19 protein-coding genes are annotated in these 16169 nt (G+C 68.8%); 15 read left to right on the top strand and 4 right to left on the bottom strand.

The window, feature by feature from the left end:
* Positions 1–81: 81 nt before the first annotated feature.
* The 9 genes from GCU42_RS10865 (at position 82) to ribH (ending at position 8310) form a co-directional block, all read left to right on the top strand.
* Positions 82–1740 (top strand): NAD+ synthase, encoded by a 1659-nt coding sequence (locus GCU42_RS10865; RefSeq protein WP_114227524.1) that lies wholly within the window; start codon positions 82–84, stop codon positions 1738–1740.
* 36 nt (positions 1741–1776) lie between these two features.
* The gene (locus GCU42_RS10870; RefSeq protein WP_114227525.1) at positions 1777–2475 is read left to right on the top strand and encodes a hypothetical protein; all 699 of its coding nucleotides are present in this window, start codon (positions 1777–1779) and stop codon (positions 2473–2475) included.
* Positions 2476–2524: 49 nt separating this feature from the next.
* The gene (gltX, locus tag GCU42_RS10875) at positions 2525–3841 is read left to right on the top strand and encodes a glutamate--tRNA ligase (protein WP_114227526.1); all 1317 of its coding nucleotides are present in this window, start codon (positions 2525–2527) and stop codon (positions 3839–3841) included.
* Positions 3842–3925: 84 nt separating this feature from the next.
* Positions 3926–4612 carry an energy transducer TonB gene (locus tag GCU42_RS10880; RefSeq protein ID WP_114227527.1) on the top strand — a complete coding sequence of 229 codons (687 nt, stop codon included), beginning with the start codon at positions 3926–3928 and terminating at the stop codon, positions 4610–4612.
* Between the two features lie 43 nt (positions 4613–4655).
* Positions 4656–4979, top strand: coding sequence for a hypothetical protein (locus tag GCU42_RS10885; RefSeq protein WP_114227528.1), 324 nt, complete (start codon positions 4656–4658; stop codon positions 4977–4979).
* Between the two features lie 10 nt (positions 4980–4989).
* On the top strand, positions 4990–5943 hold the full coding sequence (ribD, locus tag GCU42_RS10890; protein WP_114227529.1) for a bifunctional diaminohydroxyphosphoribosylaminopyrimidine deaminase/5-amino-6-(5-phosphoribosylamino)uracil reductase RibD: 954 nt from the start codon (positions 4990–4992) through the stop codon (positions 5941–5943).
* A gap of 9 nt (positions 5944–5952) precedes the next feature.
* Entirely contained in the window at positions 5953–6561 is a 609-nt protein-coding gene (locus GCU42_RS10895; RefSeq protein WP_114227530.1) for a riboflavin synthase, read from the top strand.
* A 49-nt stretch (positions 6562–6610) separates the two neighbouring features.
* Positions 6611–7897, top strand: coding sequence for a 3,4-dihydroxy-2-butanone-4-phosphate synthase (gene ribB / locus GCU42_RS10900; RefSeq protein ID WP_114227531.1), 1287 nt, complete (start codon positions 6611–6613; stop codon positions 7895–7897).
* Positions 7897–8310 (top strand): 6,7-dimethyl-8-ribityllumazine synthase, encoded by a 414-nt coding sequence (gene ribH / locus GCU42_RS10905; protein WP_114227532.1) that lies wholly within the window; start codon positions 7897–7899, stop codon positions 8308–8310. The genes ribB and ribH overlap by 1 nt, the downstream gene beginning before the upstream one ends.
* Here ribH and GCU42_RS10910 read toward each other — a convergent pair.
* On the bottom strand, positions 8307–8993 hold the full coding sequence (locus GCU42_RS10910; RefSeq protein ID WP_114227533.1) for an SOUL family heme-binding protein: 687 nt from the start codon (positions 8991–8993) through the stop codon (positions 8307–8309). The genes ribH and GCU42_RS10910 overlap by 4 nt on opposite strands.
* A 15-nt stretch (positions 8994–9008) precedes the next feature.
* Positions 9009–10097: an alkene reductase gene (locus GCU42_RS10915; protein WP_114227534.1), complete on the bottom strand. Its 1089-nt coding sequence runs from the start codon at positions 10095–10097 to the stop codon at positions 9009–9011.
* 148 nt (positions 10098–10245) lie between these two features.
* Between GCU42_RS10915 and GCU42_RS10920 the strand changes: the two genes are divergently transcribed.
* The 5 genes from GCU42_RS10920 to ssb all read left to right on the top strand — a co-directional run bounded on the left by GCU42_RS10920 (position 10246) and on the right by ssb (position 14518).
* Positions 10246–11121 carry a DMT family transporter gene (locus GCU42_RS10920; RefSeq protein WP_114227535.1) on the top strand — a complete coding sequence of 292 codons (876 nt, stop codon included), beginning with the start codon at positions 10246–10248 and terminating at the stop codon, positions 11119–11121.
* Positions 11122–11127: 6 nt separating this feature from the next.
* Positions 11128–11781, top strand: a complete 654-nt coding sequence (locus GCU42_RS10925; protein ID WP_114227536.1) for a COQ9 family protein — start codon at positions 11128–11130, stop codon at positions 11779–11781.
* A 73-nt stretch (positions 11782–11854) separates the two neighbouring features.
* Positions 11855–12127 (top strand): FeoA family protein, encoded by a 273-nt coding sequence (locus GCU42_RS10930; RefSeq protein WP_114227537.1) that lies wholly within the window; start codon positions 11855–11857, stop codon positions 12125–12127.
* Positions 12128–12140: 13 nt separating this feature from the next.
* The gene (feoB, locus tag GCU42_RS10935) at positions 12141–13976 is read left to right on the top strand and encodes a ferrous iron transporter B (protein WP_114227538.1); all 1836 of its coding nucleotides are present in this window, start codon (positions 12141–12143) and stop codon (positions 13974–13976) included.
* A gap of 29 nt (positions 13977–14005) precedes the next feature.
* On the top strand, positions 14006–14518 hold the full coding sequence (ssb, locus tag GCU42_RS10940; protein WP_114227539.1) for a single-stranded DNA-binding protein: 513 nt from the start codon (positions 14006–14008) through the stop codon (positions 14516–14518).
* Positions 14519–14525: 7 nt separating this feature from the next.
* On the opposite strand, the gene GCU42_RS15415 is transcribed toward ssb, so the two are convergent.
* On the bottom strand, positions 14526–15032 hold the full coding sequence (locus GCU42_RS15415; protein WP_240309431.1) for a YceD family protein: 507 nt from the start codon (positions 15030–15032) through the stop codon (positions 14526–14528).
* Positions 15029–15541, bottom strand: a complete 513-nt coding sequence (locus GCU42_RS15420; RefSeq protein WP_240309432.1) for a ubiquinol-cytochrome C chaperone family protein — start codon at positions 15539–15541, stop codon at positions 15029–15031. The genes GCU42_RS15415 and GCU42_RS15420 overlap by 4 nt, the downstream gene beginning before the upstream one ends.
* A gap of 144 nt (positions 15542–15685) precedes the next feature.
* Here GCU42_RS15420 and GCU42_RS10950 point away from each other — a divergent pair, with 144 nt between their 5' ends.
* The gene (locus GCU42_RS10950; RefSeq protein ID WP_114227541.1) at positions 15686–16156 is read left to right on the top strand and encodes an outer membrane protein assembly factor BamE; all 471 of its coding nucleotides are present in this window, start codon (positions 15686–15688) and stop codon (positions 16154–16156) included.
* Positions 16157–16169: the final 13 nt, after the last annotated feature.

Below are 16169 nucleotides of genomic sequence, written 5' to 3' on the forward strand. Positions count from 1 at the left end.
GAGCGGCCCCTTCGCGTGACGCCACCGCTCCTAGCGACCCCATGCGTTGGACGGAAGGGCGCGAACCGCTAGAGGCTGCGCATGACCGATCGGCTGACCATCGCGCTCGCCCAGATGAATCAGACGGTGGGCGACCTCGCCGGCAACGCCGCCGCGATCCTGGCGATGCGCGAGGCGGCGGCTGGAGCCGACCTGCTGCTGGTGCCCGAGCTGCAGCTGACCGGCTATCCGCCCGAGGATCTGGTGCTCAAGCCAAGCTTCCTCCGCCGCACCGCTGAGGAAGCGGCGAAGCTGGTGGCGGCGACCGCCGCGCCCGGCCCGGCGGTCGCCTTCGGCTCGATCGTGGTGCGCGAGGGGCGCGCTCATAATGCCATGATCGTCGCCGACGAGGGGCGCGAGCTGTTCGTCACCTTGAAACGCGAGCTGCCCAACTACGGCACCTTCGACGAGAAGCGCGTCTTTACCCCCGGCCCGCTGCCCGAAGTGTTCACTTTCAAGGGCGTGCGGATCGGCATCCCGATCTGCGAGGACATCTGGCTCGAGGACGTCTGCCAGCATCTGGCCGCGGCGGGCGCCGAGCTATTCCTCGTCCCCAACGGCAGCCCTTACGAGCTCGACAAGGACGCCATCCGCCGGACACTGGTCGAGGAGCGCGTGCGCACCTCCGGACGGCCGATGGCCTATCTCAACCGGGTCGGCGGGCAGGACGAGCTGGCGTTCGACGGCTCGTCCTTCGTGGTCAACGCCGACGGCCGACTGGTGGTCCAGCTGCCCGATTGGAAGGAGCAGCTGGTCCTCACCGAATGGGCGCGCGAGGAGTCCGGCTGGACCTGCTACACCCGACTGCACAACCCGCTCGATCACTTCCCGCAGGACATCTACCACGCGATGACCGTGGGGTTGCGCGACTATGTGAATCGCAACGGCTTCCCCGGCGTGCTGCTCGGCCTGTCGGGCGGAATCGATAGCGCGCTGTCGGCGGCGGTGGCGGTCGACGCGCTCGGCGCCGACCGGGTGTGGTGCGTGATGATGCCGTCGGCCTACACCCATTCGACCAGCGTCGAGGATGCGCAGGAGTGCGCGCGGCTGCTCGGTTGCCGCCATGACGTCATCCCGATCCTGCCCGCGATCGAGGCGGTCGCGGGGATGATGAAGCAGAGCTACGGCGACCGCCCGCCCGGCCTCGCTGAGGAGAATACCCAGGCGCGGCTGCGAATGGTGGTGCTGATGGGCCTGAGCAACAAGTTCGGTCACATGCTGCTGACCACCGGTAACAAGAGCGAGATGAGCGTCGGTTATTCGACCCTCTACGGCGATCTGGCGGGCGGCTATTCGGTGCTCAAGGACGCTTACAAGTCGACCGTCTTCGCGCTGTCGCGCTGGCGCAACGGCCATCGGCCCGAGGACGCGCTGGGGCCGAGCGGGCCGGTGATGCCGCAGCGGGTGATCGACAAGCCGCCCTCGGCCGAACTGCGCCCCGACCAGAAGGACGAGGACAGCCTGCCGCCCTACAGCCTGCTCGACCCGATCCTCGAAGGGCTGGTCGACCAGGAGAAGAGCGTCGCCGAGGTCGTCGAAGCGACCGGAGCCGACCGCGCGATCGTGGCGGAAATGGAGAAGCTCGTCCTTCGTGCGGAGTACAAGCGCCGCCAGGCCCCGCCGGGGGTCAAGATCGGCAGTCGCAACTTCGGCCGCGACCGCCGCTACCCGATCACCAACGCCTTTCGCACCGGTTCGTAGCTGATAAGGTCACGCTTTTCCTGGCGGGGGCGTGGAATGTTCCGGACGGTTCGACACTGGTGGAGCGAGGGCAGCGGCCAGCACACCGCGCGCCTGTTCGTGTTCGAACTCACCGTCGTCATCGCCGGCGTGCTGATCGCGCAGGGGTTGGCGAACGCGGTGACTGAACGAGGGCAGCAGGCGCAGATGGAAGACTCGCGCCGCCGCGCGAGGCGTCAGCTCGGCGATAATCTGGCTTATGGCCTTGCATGGAAGGCAGCTATTCCTTGCCTCGACCAGCGCATGCAGAACGTCATACGATCCGACCCGTTGCATCCGATGAGCAAGGAAATGCTGGAACGGCCGCGGATGGCGGCCTTCTATGTCGACGAAATCGACAACCAGTCCGAATTGTTGATGCGTCAGCGACATGGCGACGCCGACGCCGATAAGATTAAGCAGGCGTCAGCTGACATCGCCCTTGCTCAGCATAATGTCGACGCGATCATCCATGCCTGGGGTAGACTCAGCCTGCTCGACCCGACCTTCGGTAAACCGAGTGACGCGGACCGAACGGTGGCGCGAGCAGCGGCGGCGGACGTCCGCGCCGAACTGCGAGGCTTGGATTTCCTGATCGGAGAACTCGGCAAGATCGCGCAAACGACAGGTGTCGCGTCGCACACCGAGGATCGCATTCGACCGGCTCGGACATGCGAAGAGATGTGGCGCAGCAATGCCACTTACGTTTCGCTGTGATCGACGAGTAGCTATGGCCCGAAAGCCGCGTCTGCTTTAGCCGGACCTCATGACCTTCGTCACCCGTTTCGCGCCGTCCCCCACCGGTCGGCTCCACGCCGGCAACATTCGTACTGCGCTCCACAATTTCCTTTTCGCGCGCAAGCATGGCGGCCGGTTCCTGCTGCGGATCGACGATACCGATGCCGAGCGCTCGACCGCCGAGCATGAGCAGGCGATCCGCGACGACCTCGGTTGGCTCGGGCTCAGCTTCGACGACAGTGTCCGCCAGTCCGAGCGGTTTGCGCTGTACGGGCGCGAGTTCGAGCGGCTGCGCGAAGGTGGCCGCGTCTATGCCTGCTACGAAACTCCCGAGGAACTCGACCTTCGCCGCAAGATCCTGCTCGGGCGCGGGTTGCCGCCGGTCTACGAGCGACCCGATGGCGAGAATGCAGCGGTCGAGGGGCGGGCCCCGCACTGGCGCTTCCGGCTCGACCATGACGCGCCGATCGGCTGGACCGACCTCATCCGCGGCGAGCAGAAGTTCGATCCCAAGCTGCTCAGCGATCCAGTCATCCGCCGCGCCGACGGGAGCTGGCTTTACCTGCTGCCGAGCGTGATCGACGATATCGACCTTGGCGTCACCCACATCGTCCGCGGCGAGGACCATGTCTCGAACAGCGCAGTGCAGCTGCAGATGTTCGCCGCGCTCGGCGCGCCGGCGCCGCAACTGGCGCACGAGGCGCTGCTGGTCGCGGCCGAGGGCAAGCTGAGCAAGCGGCTCGGCGCGAGCGGGGTGCCCGCACTGCAGGAGGCGGGGCTCGAGCCGATGGCGCTGCTGTCGCTGCTCGCGCGGCTCGGTACCTCGCAGCCGGTCGAGCCGGTTGCCGACTTGGGCCAGCTCGCCGAGACGTTCGACTTCGCCCACTTCGGCCGCGCGCCGGCGCATTTCGATTTGCATGAGGTCGAGCTGCTCAACGCCCGCTTGCTCCACCAGCTGCCGTACGCGGCGGTTGCCGAGCGACTCCCTGCTGAGGTGAGCGAAGAGGATTGGCTTTTACTCCGCTCGGCGCTGCACCGGCTGGATGAGATCGGCGAGTGGCTGCCGGTGCTGGGTGGGGACATCGCCGCGCCCGACCTCACGCCCGACGATCGCGCCTACCTCGGCGAGGCGTTGGCGCTGCTGCCATCACTCGGCTGGGACGACGACCCGTGGCACCAGCTCACCGCCGCACTCAAGGAGCGCACGGGGCGCAAGGGCAAGGCGCTGTTCCTGCCGCTGCGCCGCGCGCTGACCGGGCGCGACTCGGGGCCCGAGATGGCGCCGCTGTTCAAGCGGCTCGGTCCCGACCTCGCCAATGCCCGGCTGACCGCCGCCAGCATCTAAGCGCGTCATGAGACACTGTTACATTTCGCTTGCACGACTCACGTGATGATGTAACATTAATTCTCCTCAGCGAGGAGACGTGCCATGCTTGCCTATGCCGCACACCGCCGGGTTCACCGGCAACTCAGCCCCGCCACCCTGATCGCGATCGTCGGCGTCCATGCCGTCGCCCTGACGCTGGTCGCGCTCGCCAAGATGGACGTGGTGCGTATCCCGAACGTCATCACGACCACCTATCGCGTGCCGCCCGAGATCGATCCGCCGCCTGAGCAGACGGTCAAGCCGAAGCCGCAGCCGGTCACCCACCCGACCGAATCCAACATCGACCGTTTCAAGCCGATCATTCCCCCACCGCCCAGCGGTGGCCAGACGCTCGACCCCGGGCCGATCGTGGTCGACCCCGGCCCGACCATCGGCCTGGGCACCGATACGGGAGCCGGGCCAGTACTGCCGCCCAAGCCACCGACGATCGTCATGCCCAAGCCGACCGCGCCGGTGCTCGCCACCCCCGCCGACCAGCTTCGCCCGCCCTATCCCGAGGAGAAGCGCCGGCTCGAGCAGGAGGCGACGTTGCGACTCCGGCTGGCGATCGATCCGCGCGGGCGGGTCACCGCGGTCGATCCGGACGGCCCGGCCGACCCCGCTTTCCTCGCCTCGGCGCGCAGTCACCTCATCCGATACTGGCGCTATCTGCCGGCCACCGAAGACGGCCAGCCGGTCGCGACGAGTATCGTGGTGACGCTCCGCTTCCGCCTCGACGACGAGGGATGAGCGACGGCTGGCGGGGGAGCGCGGCAGCGCCTATCTAGACGCCATGCCCGTCTTCCCCCGCCCGTCCACCCCGCGCGCCGCCTGGAACGACCTGCGCGCCTTCATGCGCCGCCGCAGCCGCGAGCAGACCATCGGCGCGGTTCTCGCGCTGGTCGCCACCGCGGCGATCGTGGTCGCCTTTTACTTCGACCCCAAGGTCAACACCGCGCCGCCGCCGCAGGTGATCTACGTCGAGAGCTTCCGCGCCGACCGCACCGACGCGCAGATCGTCGCCGACCAGAAGAAGGACCAGGCGAAAAAGGACGCCGCCGCGGCCGACCGCCAGCGCCAGTTCAAGGAGCTCGGGAATCAGCTCGGCATCAAGTGAGGCCGCGGCGATGGCCGAGGCGCTGCGCCTTGGCGAGGAGGCGCGTGGTAGCACGGCGCCCAATCCCAACGTCGGCTGCGTCATCCTCGATGGCGACACGGTCGTCGGCCGCGGCGCGACCCAGCCCGGCGGCCGGCCTCATGCCGAGGCAGTCGCGCTGGCCGAGGCGGGGGAGCGGGCGCGGGGGGCGACGCTGGTCACCACGCTCGAACCCTGCGCGCACCGCAGTCACCGCGGTCCGGCCTGCGCGCATTTGATCGTCGAGGCCGGCGTCGGCCGGGTAGTTGCCGCAATCGAGGATCCCGATCCGCGCACCGCCGGCGGGGGCTTCGCGATCCTGCGCGAGGCGGGGATCGAAGTCGGGGTGGGGCTCGACGCTGACGCAGCGCGGGAGGGGCTGGCGGGCTGGCTTACCCGGCTGGCGCTCGGTCGGCCGCGCATCACGCTCAAGCTCGCGCTGTCGATCGACGGCAAGATCGCGTTGCCGTCGGGCGAATCGAAATGGATCACCGGCGAGGACGCGCGCGCCCATGTCCACCTCGAGCGAGCGCGCTCGGACATGATCCTGGTCGGGCGCGGCACGCTGCAGGCCGACCAGCCGCGGCTCGACGTCCGCCTGCCCGGGCTCGAGGAGCGCTCGCCGCGCCGCGCCCTGCTCACCCGCGGCGAGCCGGTCGAAGGATGGGAGACGCTGCATTCGCCGCAGGACGTGTTCCGACTTCATGACGTCAACGATTTGCTGGTCGAGGGCGGCTCGGCCACCGCCACCGCCTTCCTTGCCGCCGACCTCGTCGACCGCATCCTCCTCTACCGCGCACCGATCATCATCGGTGAGGGGCGGCAGAGCGTGGGCTACATCGGCCTCGACGCGATCGGCGACGCGCACGGCCGCTGGGAAGCGCGCGACGGGCGCTCGCTTGGCATCGACCGGCTCGAAGTCTACGAGCGCGTCCGCACCAGCTGAGGCCCGCATATGTTCACCGGCATCGTCACCGACATCGGCACCGTCCGCTCCGCCGAGGAGCGCGGCGACCTCAGGCTGGTGATCGGCTGCGGCTATGACATGGCCGGGGTCGCGCTGGGCGCCTCGATCGCCTGCTCCGGCTGCTGTCTGACCGTGGTCGACAAGGGCAACGACTGGTTCGCGGTCGACGTCTCGGCCGAGACCCGTAGCAAGACCGCCGCCGGCCTGTGGCAGGAAGGCGCGCGGCTCAACCTCGAGCGCGCGCTCAGGATGGGCGACGAGCTCGGCGGCCATCTGGTCACCGGGCATGTCGACGGGCTGGGCGAGGTGCTCGGCGTCTGTCCCGAAGGCGACAGCCTGCGGGTCGGGATCCGTGTCCCCGCCGCGCTCGGGCCAATGCTCGCGCCCAAGGGGTCGATCACGCTCGACGGCGTGTCGCTGACCGTCAACGAGGTCCGCGACGAGGCCGACGGCACCCACTTTGCAGTCAATCTCATCCCCCACACCGCGCATGAGACCACGCTCGGCAATATCGCAGCCGGACGACAGCTCAATGTCGAGATCGACGTGCTGGCGCGCTATCTCGACCGGATGATGGCAGAGCGCGCACAGCGCTGAGGCATATTTCATGTTCGCCTATCACACTACAGTGTGATATTGCGTCGTCATGTCTACCAGTCTGATCGAGCGGCTCACCGCCATCATCGACACGGGCGAGGTCAGCCGGTCCGGCCTCGCCCGTGCCGCCGGCCTCCACCCCAACAGCTTGCGCAAGCTCGGCCAGCCCGACTGGAATCCGACCGCTGACACGCTTGGCCGGCTCGAGCGGCTGTTGAAGCGTGGGACGACCGAGGTTCTCGTCGGCGCCGAGCAGATCATCGACGAGGCGCGCAACGGGCGGATGTTCATCCTGGTCGACGACGACGACCGCGAAAATGAGGGTGACCTCATCATCCCGGCGCAGATGGCGACCCCCGACGCGATCAACTTCATGGCGCGCCACGGCCGCGGGCTGATCTGCCTCGCCCTGACCAGCGACCGGGTCGAACAGCTTCAGCTGCCGCTGATGGCGCGCAAGAACGGCACCCGGCACGAGACCGCCTTCACCGTCTCGATCGAGGCACGCACCGGGGTGACAACCGGGATCAGCGCCGCCGACCGCGCGCGGACCATCGCGGTCGCCATCGATTCGGCCAACGGCGCCGACGCCTTGGTCAGCCCGGGCCATGTCTTCCCGCTGGTCGCGCGCGCCGGCGGGGTGCTCGTCCGCGCCGGCCACACCGAGGCCGCGGTCGACGTCTCGCGGCTCGCTGGCCTCAACCCCTCGGGCGTCATCTGCGAGATCATGAACGAGGATGGGACCATGGCCCGCCTCGACGAATTGATCGACTTCGCCCGGATGCACGGGCTCAAGATCGGCACGATCCGCGACCTCATCGCCTACCGCCTCAAGAAGGATAATATGGTCGAGCGGGTCGCCGAGACCGGCTTCACCTCGACCGGTGGCGCGACCTGGCAGGCGCAGGTGTTCCGCGACAAGGCGACCGGCGCCGAGCAGCTCGCGCTGGTTCTCGGCCCGCTCGACGTCACCCAGCCGGTGCTGGTGCGGATGCACAGCCTCGACCTGTTCGCGGACGTGCTCGGCGAGCCGGGGCAGCGCGGCGGGCTGCTCCAGCGGGCGATGCGGATGATCGAGGCAGCGGGAAGCGGGGTGATCGTCGCGCTCCACGCCGCCGCGCCGGGTTCACTCAGCCATTCGGCCGATCGCCGCTCGGGCAAGGAAGTCGAGGAAGGCGAAATGCTGCGCAGCTACGGTGTCGGTGCGCAGATCCTCGCTGCACTCGGCATCCACGACATGGTCTTGCTGTCGAATACGCGGCACCAGCCGGTCGGCCTGTCGGGCTACGGTCTGTCGATCGTCGAGGAACGCTGCATCCCTGAGGAGACCCACTGATGGCCCGCGTGCTGATCGTCGAGGCGCGTTATTATGCGCATCTCAATGACATGCTGCTCAAGGGGGCGAAGGCCGCGCTCAAGGGGCATGAGGTCGAGGTGCTGACGGTGCCCGGCGCGATCGAAGTGCCCGGCGCGATCGCGCTCGCCGCCGAGAGCGGACGCTACGATGCGTTCGTCGCCTTGGGCGTGGTGATCCGCGGCGAGACCTATCATTTCGAGATCGTTGCCGGCGAAAGCGCGCGCGGGATCATGGCGCTGACGATGGACGGGGTCGCCATCGGCAACGGCATCCTCACCACCGAGAACGAAGCCCAGGCGATCGCCCGCGCCGATCCGGGCCAGGGCGACAAGGGCGGCGGCGCCGCGCAGGCGGCGCTGGCGCTCTTCCAGGTGCGCGAACGCTTCGCTTAGCTCAGCGCGAGCAATACCTCGTTGCGGCGGAGCGGCGGCGGGATCATCGGCGAATTGTAAAAGGCATATTCGGGCTCGGTCGGGAGCGCCTTTTCGCCGTGCCGTTCGAGCCAGCCACGCAAAGCGTCCTCATTCGCCAGCAATTTGTCGTCGTCGGCCACGCCCGAGAAGCGGACCGCGCCGACCCGGCGCTCGGGCAATTCGACGATCGCGATTCCCGTGGGCGGGGGCGGCAGATCGGCGGCGCTGCGGCCCTCGGGCATGACGAAGCGCACGCGCCAGCCACCCTCGACCGCATCGTCGAAGACGGGCGGGTCGCTCGCCATCGGATTGCCGCCGTCCTGGAACACCGGCACCGTCATCGGCAATTTCTCGCCGCCGCGCGACTTGGCGAAGATGTAGTCGGCGAGCCGGCGGAAGCCTTCGCTCAGCGCATTCTTGCGGCCGCCGCGGACGACCGTCTCGGCGACGGTGATCGCCGGATAGGCGCGCACCTCGAAGCCGCGTTCGCTGACCAGCACGCGATAGTCGGGCCCCGGCGTCGCTTTCTCCTGGAGGACGTAGGCGATGCCGAGCCCGACCAGCGCGCTGCCGGCGAGCGCGGCGCCCGCTTTCCAGTTGAAGGCGGGACGCGGCGCGGCGCGCTTGGCGGGCGATTTTTTGGTCGTGCTGGTCTTGGCCATGCGGCCTCAACCGGTTCAGGCGGCCTGCTGTTCCGCCATCGCTGGATAGTCGGTGTAGCCCACGGGTCCTTCCGAATAGAGCGTCGGCACGTCGGGCACCTGCAGCGCGGCGTCCTGGCGGAGCCGCGCGACAAGGTCGGGGTTGGCAATGAACGGCCGCCCGAAGCTGATCGCGTCGGCGACCCCCTCCTTCAGCCGCGCCTCGGCGCTGTCGTGGACATAGTCGCTGTTGAGGATGATCGCGCCGTCGAACAAGGGCCGGATGAGGTGGCTGACCGGGGGAACGTCGGTAGCGGCGAAGGTCGATTGCGGGCCCGGCTCGCGCAGTTCGAGGCTGGCGATACCGAGCTTGCCGAGGACGCGGCCGGCCTCGACGAAGATGGCTTCGGGATCGCTGTCGTTGCAGCCCTGCGACTCGCCGTTGGGACTGAGGCGCACGTGGGTGCGGTCGGCGCCGACCTCGGCCACCAGCGCCTCGACCACTTCGCGCAGCAGGCGGGTGCGGTTCTCGACCGGGCCGCCATAGTCGTCGGTGCGAAGGTTGGTCCCGTCACGCAGGAATTGGTCGATCAGATAGCCGTTGGCGGCGTGAAGCTGGACCCCGTCGAAGCCGCCGGCGATCGCGTTGCGCGCGGCGCGGACATAGTCGGCGGTGATGCGCTTGATGTCGTCGAGGGTGGCGGCGCGGGCTTCCTCATAGGGCTTCTTGCCCTCGTAGGTGTGCGCCTTGTGCGGGGCGGTGGTGACGCTGGCCGAGACCGGCTGTCCGCCGCCCAAGTCCGAGTGGACCAGCCGGCCCATGTGCCACAGCTGGGCGACGATCCGGCCGCCGGCGGCGTGAACGGCGTCGGTGACAATCTTCCAGCCGTCGACCTGCTCGTCGTTCCACAGGCCGGGCGCGTTCGGCCAGCCGAGCCCTTCGCGGCTGATCCCGGTCGCCTCGGAGATGATCAGCCCGGCGGCGGCGCGCTGGCTGTAATATTCGGCCATCAGTGCGTTGGGCACGCCCGCGCGGCCGGCGCGCCCGCGGGTGAGCGGGGCCATCACGATGCGGTTGGGAAGCTGGAGCGATCCGACGGTCAGCGGATCGAAGAGGTCGGCCATGAGGGGAAAGTCCTTGTCGCTGCTGCGGTCGCCTGGCGGGCTGGAGCGACAGATAGGGTGCCGCCCCGCTCCTGCTAAGTCGCAGCCGCAGTTTTCTTGTGCGGCGCAATAAGACGGCTATCAGGCTCGCATCCCTCGCCGGAGCCCCATGTCGCAACCCATCCGCCCGCGTGCGTTCGTCGCCCTGCTGCTCGGCAATGTCGCGCTGGCGTTCGGGCCGTGGATAGTGCGGCTGTCGGGGGTCGGGCCGGCCACCGCAGGGGTCTGGCGGTTGCTGCTCGCGGTGCCGTTCCTGTGGCTGATCGCGGTGGCGACGAAGCAGCGGCCGCACTGGCCCGGCGCCGCGCTGGCCGGGGCGATCGCGCTCGCTGCGTTCTTTTTCGCCGCCGACCTTGCCGCGTGGCATGCGGGGATCGGGCTGACCAAGCTCGGCAATGCGACGCTGTTCGGCAATGTCGCGAGCTTTGCCTTCGCCGGTTGGGGGTTGTGGATCGCGCGCTCGTGGCCGACCCGGCTGCAGGCGGCGGCGCTCGTGCTGGCGCTGGTCGGCACGGTGCTGCTGATGGTGAAGAGCGCCGAGTTGAGTGCCGGCAACCTCCACGGCGACCTGCTCTCGCTGCTCGCGGGGCTGCTCTACACCGGATATCTGATCGGGGTGGAGCGGATCCGCGGCACGCTTCAGCCCTTGCCGCTGCTGATCCTCGCCAGCTTGTTCGGCGCCGCTTACCTGCTCCCGCTCGCCCTCATGACCGGCGAGCGGCTGGTGCCGGCGGACTGGACGTGGGTGCTGCTGCTCGCGCTCGGCAGCCAGGTGATCGGGCAGGGCCTGCTGGTCTATGCTCTGGGCGAGGTGCCGCCGCTGGTGGTCGGCCTCACCCTGCTGACCCAGCCGGCGGTGTCGGCACTGATCGGCTGGATTGTCTATCGTGAGCGGCTAACCCTGCTCGACTTCGTCGGGGCCGGCGCGATTGCGGTCGCGCTGGTGCTGGTGCGCTTGCGTCCGCGCGCCGCCGGTTCCACTTAGCCGGGCATGGACGAGATCACCCCGCTCGAGCGTATCCGCCGCCAGCTTAGCTTGGCGGTCGGCGAGAATGCCGTGTTCGACGGCTGGACCGCGACCGCCGTCGAGGCCGCCGCCGCCGCGCAAGGGGTCCCGCTCGAGCAGGCGCGGCTGGCGATGCCCAAGGACGCGGTCAGGCTGATCGACCTTTACGGCCAGGCGATCGACCGCGCGCTGACCGAAGCCTTCCTGCCCGAGCGGATCGCGGCGATGAAGATCCGCGCGCGCATCCGCGAATTGCTGTGGGCGCGACTCCAGCTCCAGGCGCCGGCCAAGGAAGCGATTCGCCGCGCGCTTGCCACCCTCGCCATGCCGCAGAATCTGCCCGCCGCCGCGAAGCTGTCGTGGCGGACTGCCGACCACCTCTGGCGCCTCGCCGGTGATACGGCGACCGACTTTAATCACTACACCAAGCGGCTGACGCTAGGGGCCGTCTATGGCTCGACCCTGCTCGCCTGGCTGCAGGACGACAGCGAGGACGGCGCCGCCACCGCGGCCTTCCTCGACCGCCGGATCGACGAGGTGATGCGCTTCGAAGGGGTCAAGGCGCGCTGGCGCGACGGGGCCGAGCGGCGGCCGAGCCTGACGCGCTTCGTCGCGCGGTTGCGCTACCCGCCGCGCTAATCGAATCCCTTATTGAGAGTGAGTGGCGTTTTCACTTTACGCCCACTATCGTTATTGATAATCAGTCGCAGCAATGACGCTCCACCACAACTCGGCGAGCTTTTCGCTCCCCCTCGACCAGCTGCCGCTGGGCGGCCGGGGCCGAGTCGAGCTGGTCGACTGGAGCGCGCTCGAGGCGGGCGATGCCTGCCGGCTCAAGCATTTCGGGTTCGACGAGGGCGTGCTGGTCGAATCGCTGCATTCGGGCCCGGTCGGGCGCGACCCGCTGGCGGTGAAAGTCGGCCGGATGACGGTCGCCATTCGCCGCATCCACGCCCACGCCATCCGAGTCGTCCCGGGCGCCTGACGGACTTTCAGCCGTGACACCCGCACCACTGGTCGCGGTGGTCGGCAATCCCAATGCCGGCAAGAGCGCGCTGTTCAACGCCCTAACCGGCGCGCGCCAGAAGGTCGGCAATTATCCCGGCGTCACCGTCGAGCGGAAGAGCGGCCGCACCGCGTTCGCCGACGGCCGCCCGATCGAGCTGGTCGACCTCCCCGGGGCCTATGGCTTCGATCCTTCCAGCCCCGACGAAGCGGTTACCCGCGACGTGCTGCTCGGCCGCTTCGCCGGCGAGCGTCGGCCCGACGCGCTACTGATCGTGGTCGACGCCTCCAACCTCGACAATCATCTCCGCTTCGCGCTCCAGTTGATCGCGCTCGGGCTGCCGACGGTGGTCGCCTTGAACATGATCGACATGGCCCGCCGCGACGGGCTCGAGCTCAGCGCCGACCGCCTGGCCGAGCTGCTCGGCGTGCCGGTGATCGAGACGGTGGCGGTCCGCCGCAAAGGCATGGAGCAGGTTCGCGACGCGCTCCAGGCGGCGCTCGGCCAGCCCCGCCGCGCCGCCGTCGAACCGCCCGCCGATGTCAGCCGCGAGGCGCGCCGCATTTCCTTCGCCGCGGTGGTGACCGAAACCCCGACCCGCCGCTGGACCCACCAGCTCGACCGCGTGCTGCTCCACCCGGTGGTCGGACCGCTGATCTTCTTCGCCGTCATGTTCGTCATGTTCCAGGCGGTGTTCACCTGGTCCGAAGCCCCCAAGGGGTGGATCGAGGATGGCATCGCCTGGCTCGGCGACGGGGTCAGCGCGCGGCTGCCCGCCGGGGGGGTGCGCTCGCTGCTGGTCGACGGGGTGCTCGGCGGGGTCGGGGCGGTGGTCACCTTCCTCCCGCAAATCCTCGTCCTGTTTTTCTTCATCCTGCTGCTCGAAGGCACCGGCTACATGGTCCGCGCCGCCTTCCTGATGGACCGGCTGATGAGCCGCGCGGGCCTGTCGGGCCGCGCCTTCATCCCTTTGCTGTCGAGCTTTGCTTGCGCGGTCCCCGGGATCATGGCGACCCGGACTATCGACAATGACAAGGAGCGGCTGACGACCATCCTGGTCGCGCCGCTGATGACCTGTTCGGCGCGGCTGCCGGTCTACACGCTGGTGATCGGCGCCTTCATCCCCAACCGGCCGGTGTTGGCGCTGTTCGGGCTGCAGGGCCTGGTGATGTTCTGCCTCTACATCGCCGGAATCGTCGGCGCGCTCGGCGTCGCGCTGGTCCTCCGCCGCACGGTGGCGAAGGGCGCATCGAGCAGCTTCATGATGGAGCTGCCCAAATATCAGATGCCCGGGATCAAGGACGTCGCGCTCGGCCTGTGGCAGCGGGCGGTGATCTTCTTGAAGCGCGCGGGCGGCATCATCCTCGTCAGCACACTGGTGCTGTGGGCGCTTGCCAGCTTCCCCCAGGCCGCGCCGGGGCAGAAGCAGAGCGAGGTCTCGGTCGCCGGCAAGATTGCCAGCGGGATCGAGGTCGTGGTTCGGCCGATCGGCTTCAACCACGACATCGCGCTGGCGCTTCTCCCTGCCATGGCCGCGCGCGAGGTGGCGGTGAGCGCGATCGCCACCGTCTATGCGCTCGACCAGAGCGACGACCAGAAGCTCGAGCAGACGCTCAGCCAGCGGCTCGGCGGAGCATGGCCGCTGCCGACCGCGCTGGCGTTCCTCGCCTGGTTCGTGTTTGCGCCGCAGTGCATCTCGACCATCGCGGTCACCAGGCGCGAAACCAATGGGTGGAAATGGCCGCTGTTCATGGTCGGCTACATGTTCGCGCTCGCCTATGTCGCGGCGGGTGTCACCTACTGGACGGCGGTCGCGCTCGGCCTATAGCTGACCCTCGAGATTCGAGGAGTTTGCACATGGCGGGCGTCAACAAGGTCATCATCGTCGGCAACCTGGGGCAGGACCCGGAAAGCCGCAGCTTTTCCAACGGCGGCGAGGTGGTGAACCTGCGCATCGCGACGTCGGAGAATTGGAAGGACCGCGACGGCAACCGCCAGGAAAAGACCGAATGGCACTCGGTCGCCATCTTCAACGAGAACCTCGGCCGCGTCGCCAAGAGCTACCTCAAGAAGGGCAGCAAGGTGTACATCGAGGGCCAGCTGCAGACCCGCAAGTGGCAGGACCAGAATGGCGCCGACCGCTATTCGACCGAGATCGTGCTCGGCAAGTTCCGCGGGGAATTGGTGCTGCTTGATTCGCGCGAAGGTGGCGGTGGCGGTTTCGGCGGTGGCCGCGGCAGCAGCCAAGACGACGGCGGCTTCGGCTCGGGCGGCTACAGCGGCGGTGGCGGCCGCGGCGGCGCCAGCTCGGGCTCGCGTCCACAGCCGGCGGCGTTCGACAGCGACCTCGACGACGACGTCCCGTTCTAGGCGAAACTCACCCCTTTTTCAGCGCCGCCAGCGCCGCGAACGGGCCAGCTTGCTCTTCGCTCAGCACGCCCGCTTCGCGCAGCGCTTCGTCGGCGTTGGGGCTGCGCGGATAGGGATCGAGGCTGAGCGCCAACGTGTCGGCCAGCGCGGCGCCGAGGTCGATCGCCGCGCCGTCGTGGAAGACGACGTCGCAATCCTCGTCGCTCAAGTCGATTTCGCCCTCGGCGGCGGCGCCCGGCTCGGGAACAAATTTGAGGTCGAACGGCTCGTCGACATGAACCGGCAGCGGCTCGTCCGTTGCGACACAACGCTGTTCGAGCGCGCCGCGCAGGCGGCCGTGGGCGCGGACCTGGTCGCCCTGTCGCTCGAGCGCGACATGCGCCTCGAGCCGCTCGAGCGAGGCGAGGTCGAGCCGCGCGGCGATCGCCGCCCGTTCGGCCTCGTCGGCGGCCAGGTCGAGCCGCAGCCCGTCGCGCAGCTGGTGGAGCGGCAGCGATTCACTGAAGGCGCTCACGGCAGCCGCCCCGCGCCCAGCGAATCGTCGCTGCTCGCCTCGAGCCCGGCCCACAGGTCGCGCAGCCGGCGTTCGACGAAGTCGAGCGCGTCGGGGTTGGGCGCGGTACCGCGAAACACACTGCGCTCGGTGACCGCGGGCCAGCTCTCGCTGCCGTCGATTGCCCGCCGCCACGCGCCGATCCGGCCGCCCAGTGCGCCGACCAGTCCGCCGACCTTCTTGCCCATCACCGGGTCGCCGGTGCCCATCTGACGGTGCTGCGCGTCCATGTCGGCGACGAACGCCTCGGCCAGCGAGACGCTCAGCATTCGCGCCGGCTCGGCCCCGCGCTCGAGCCGGAGGTCGACCAGCGCGAGCAAGGTTGCGAGCATCGAGAAGCGCCCTTCGAGCGTGTCGGGGACTTCGCCCGCGACATACCATTCGGTCGTCCGCGCCTTGGCCACCACCGCGGCGTAAAGCGCCTGTGCGATCGGCTCGTCACGGCGGAACAGCCGCATCAGCGACGCCATCTCCCGTTTATCCTTCGTTCAGCCGCCGCGCGGCAGGGCCCGCAAGGCTTGCGCCGCGGGGTCGGCCAAGGATATTGAGCCCGTCGCACATCCGTGCAAGGCCGCCTGGCCCATTGCCGGTTTCTGCCGAGAAAAAAGGTTTCCATGATCCGCACCACCAGCCTCGCCATCGCCGCCGCCGTCCTGCTGGCGGGCTGCTCGTCGCTGGGGACGCGCGAAAACAAGGGCTATATCCTCGACAAGGAACTCGTCTCGGCGATCCAGCCCGGCGTCGACAACAAGGACTCGGTCGCCAAGACGCTCGGCCGCCCGTCGTTCACCAGCGAATTCAACGACAACGAATGGTATTATGTGCAGCGGCAGACGACCACGGTCGCCTTCCGCCTGCCGCGCGTGGTCCAGCAGACCGTGCTCCGCGTCCGCTTCGATGCGGCCGGTAACGTCACCTCGGTCGACAAGACCGGGCGCGAGCAGATCGCCAGCATCAGCCCCTACAAGAAGCAGACCCCGACGCTCGGCCGTCGCCGTAGCTTCTTCGAGGACGTGTTCGGCGGGATCGGCGTCGCCGGCGCGCCCGGTAGCGGCGACAGCAAGGGCGACGACTCGGGCTCGTAAGGAGAGCGCGGGG

The organism is Sphingomonas ginsengisoli An et al. 2013, from assembly GCF_009363895.1.
Taxonomy (GTDB): Bacteria; Pseudomonadota; Alphaproteobacteria; order Sphingomonadales; family Sphingomonadaceae; genus Sphingomicrobium; species Sphingomicrobium ginsengisoli.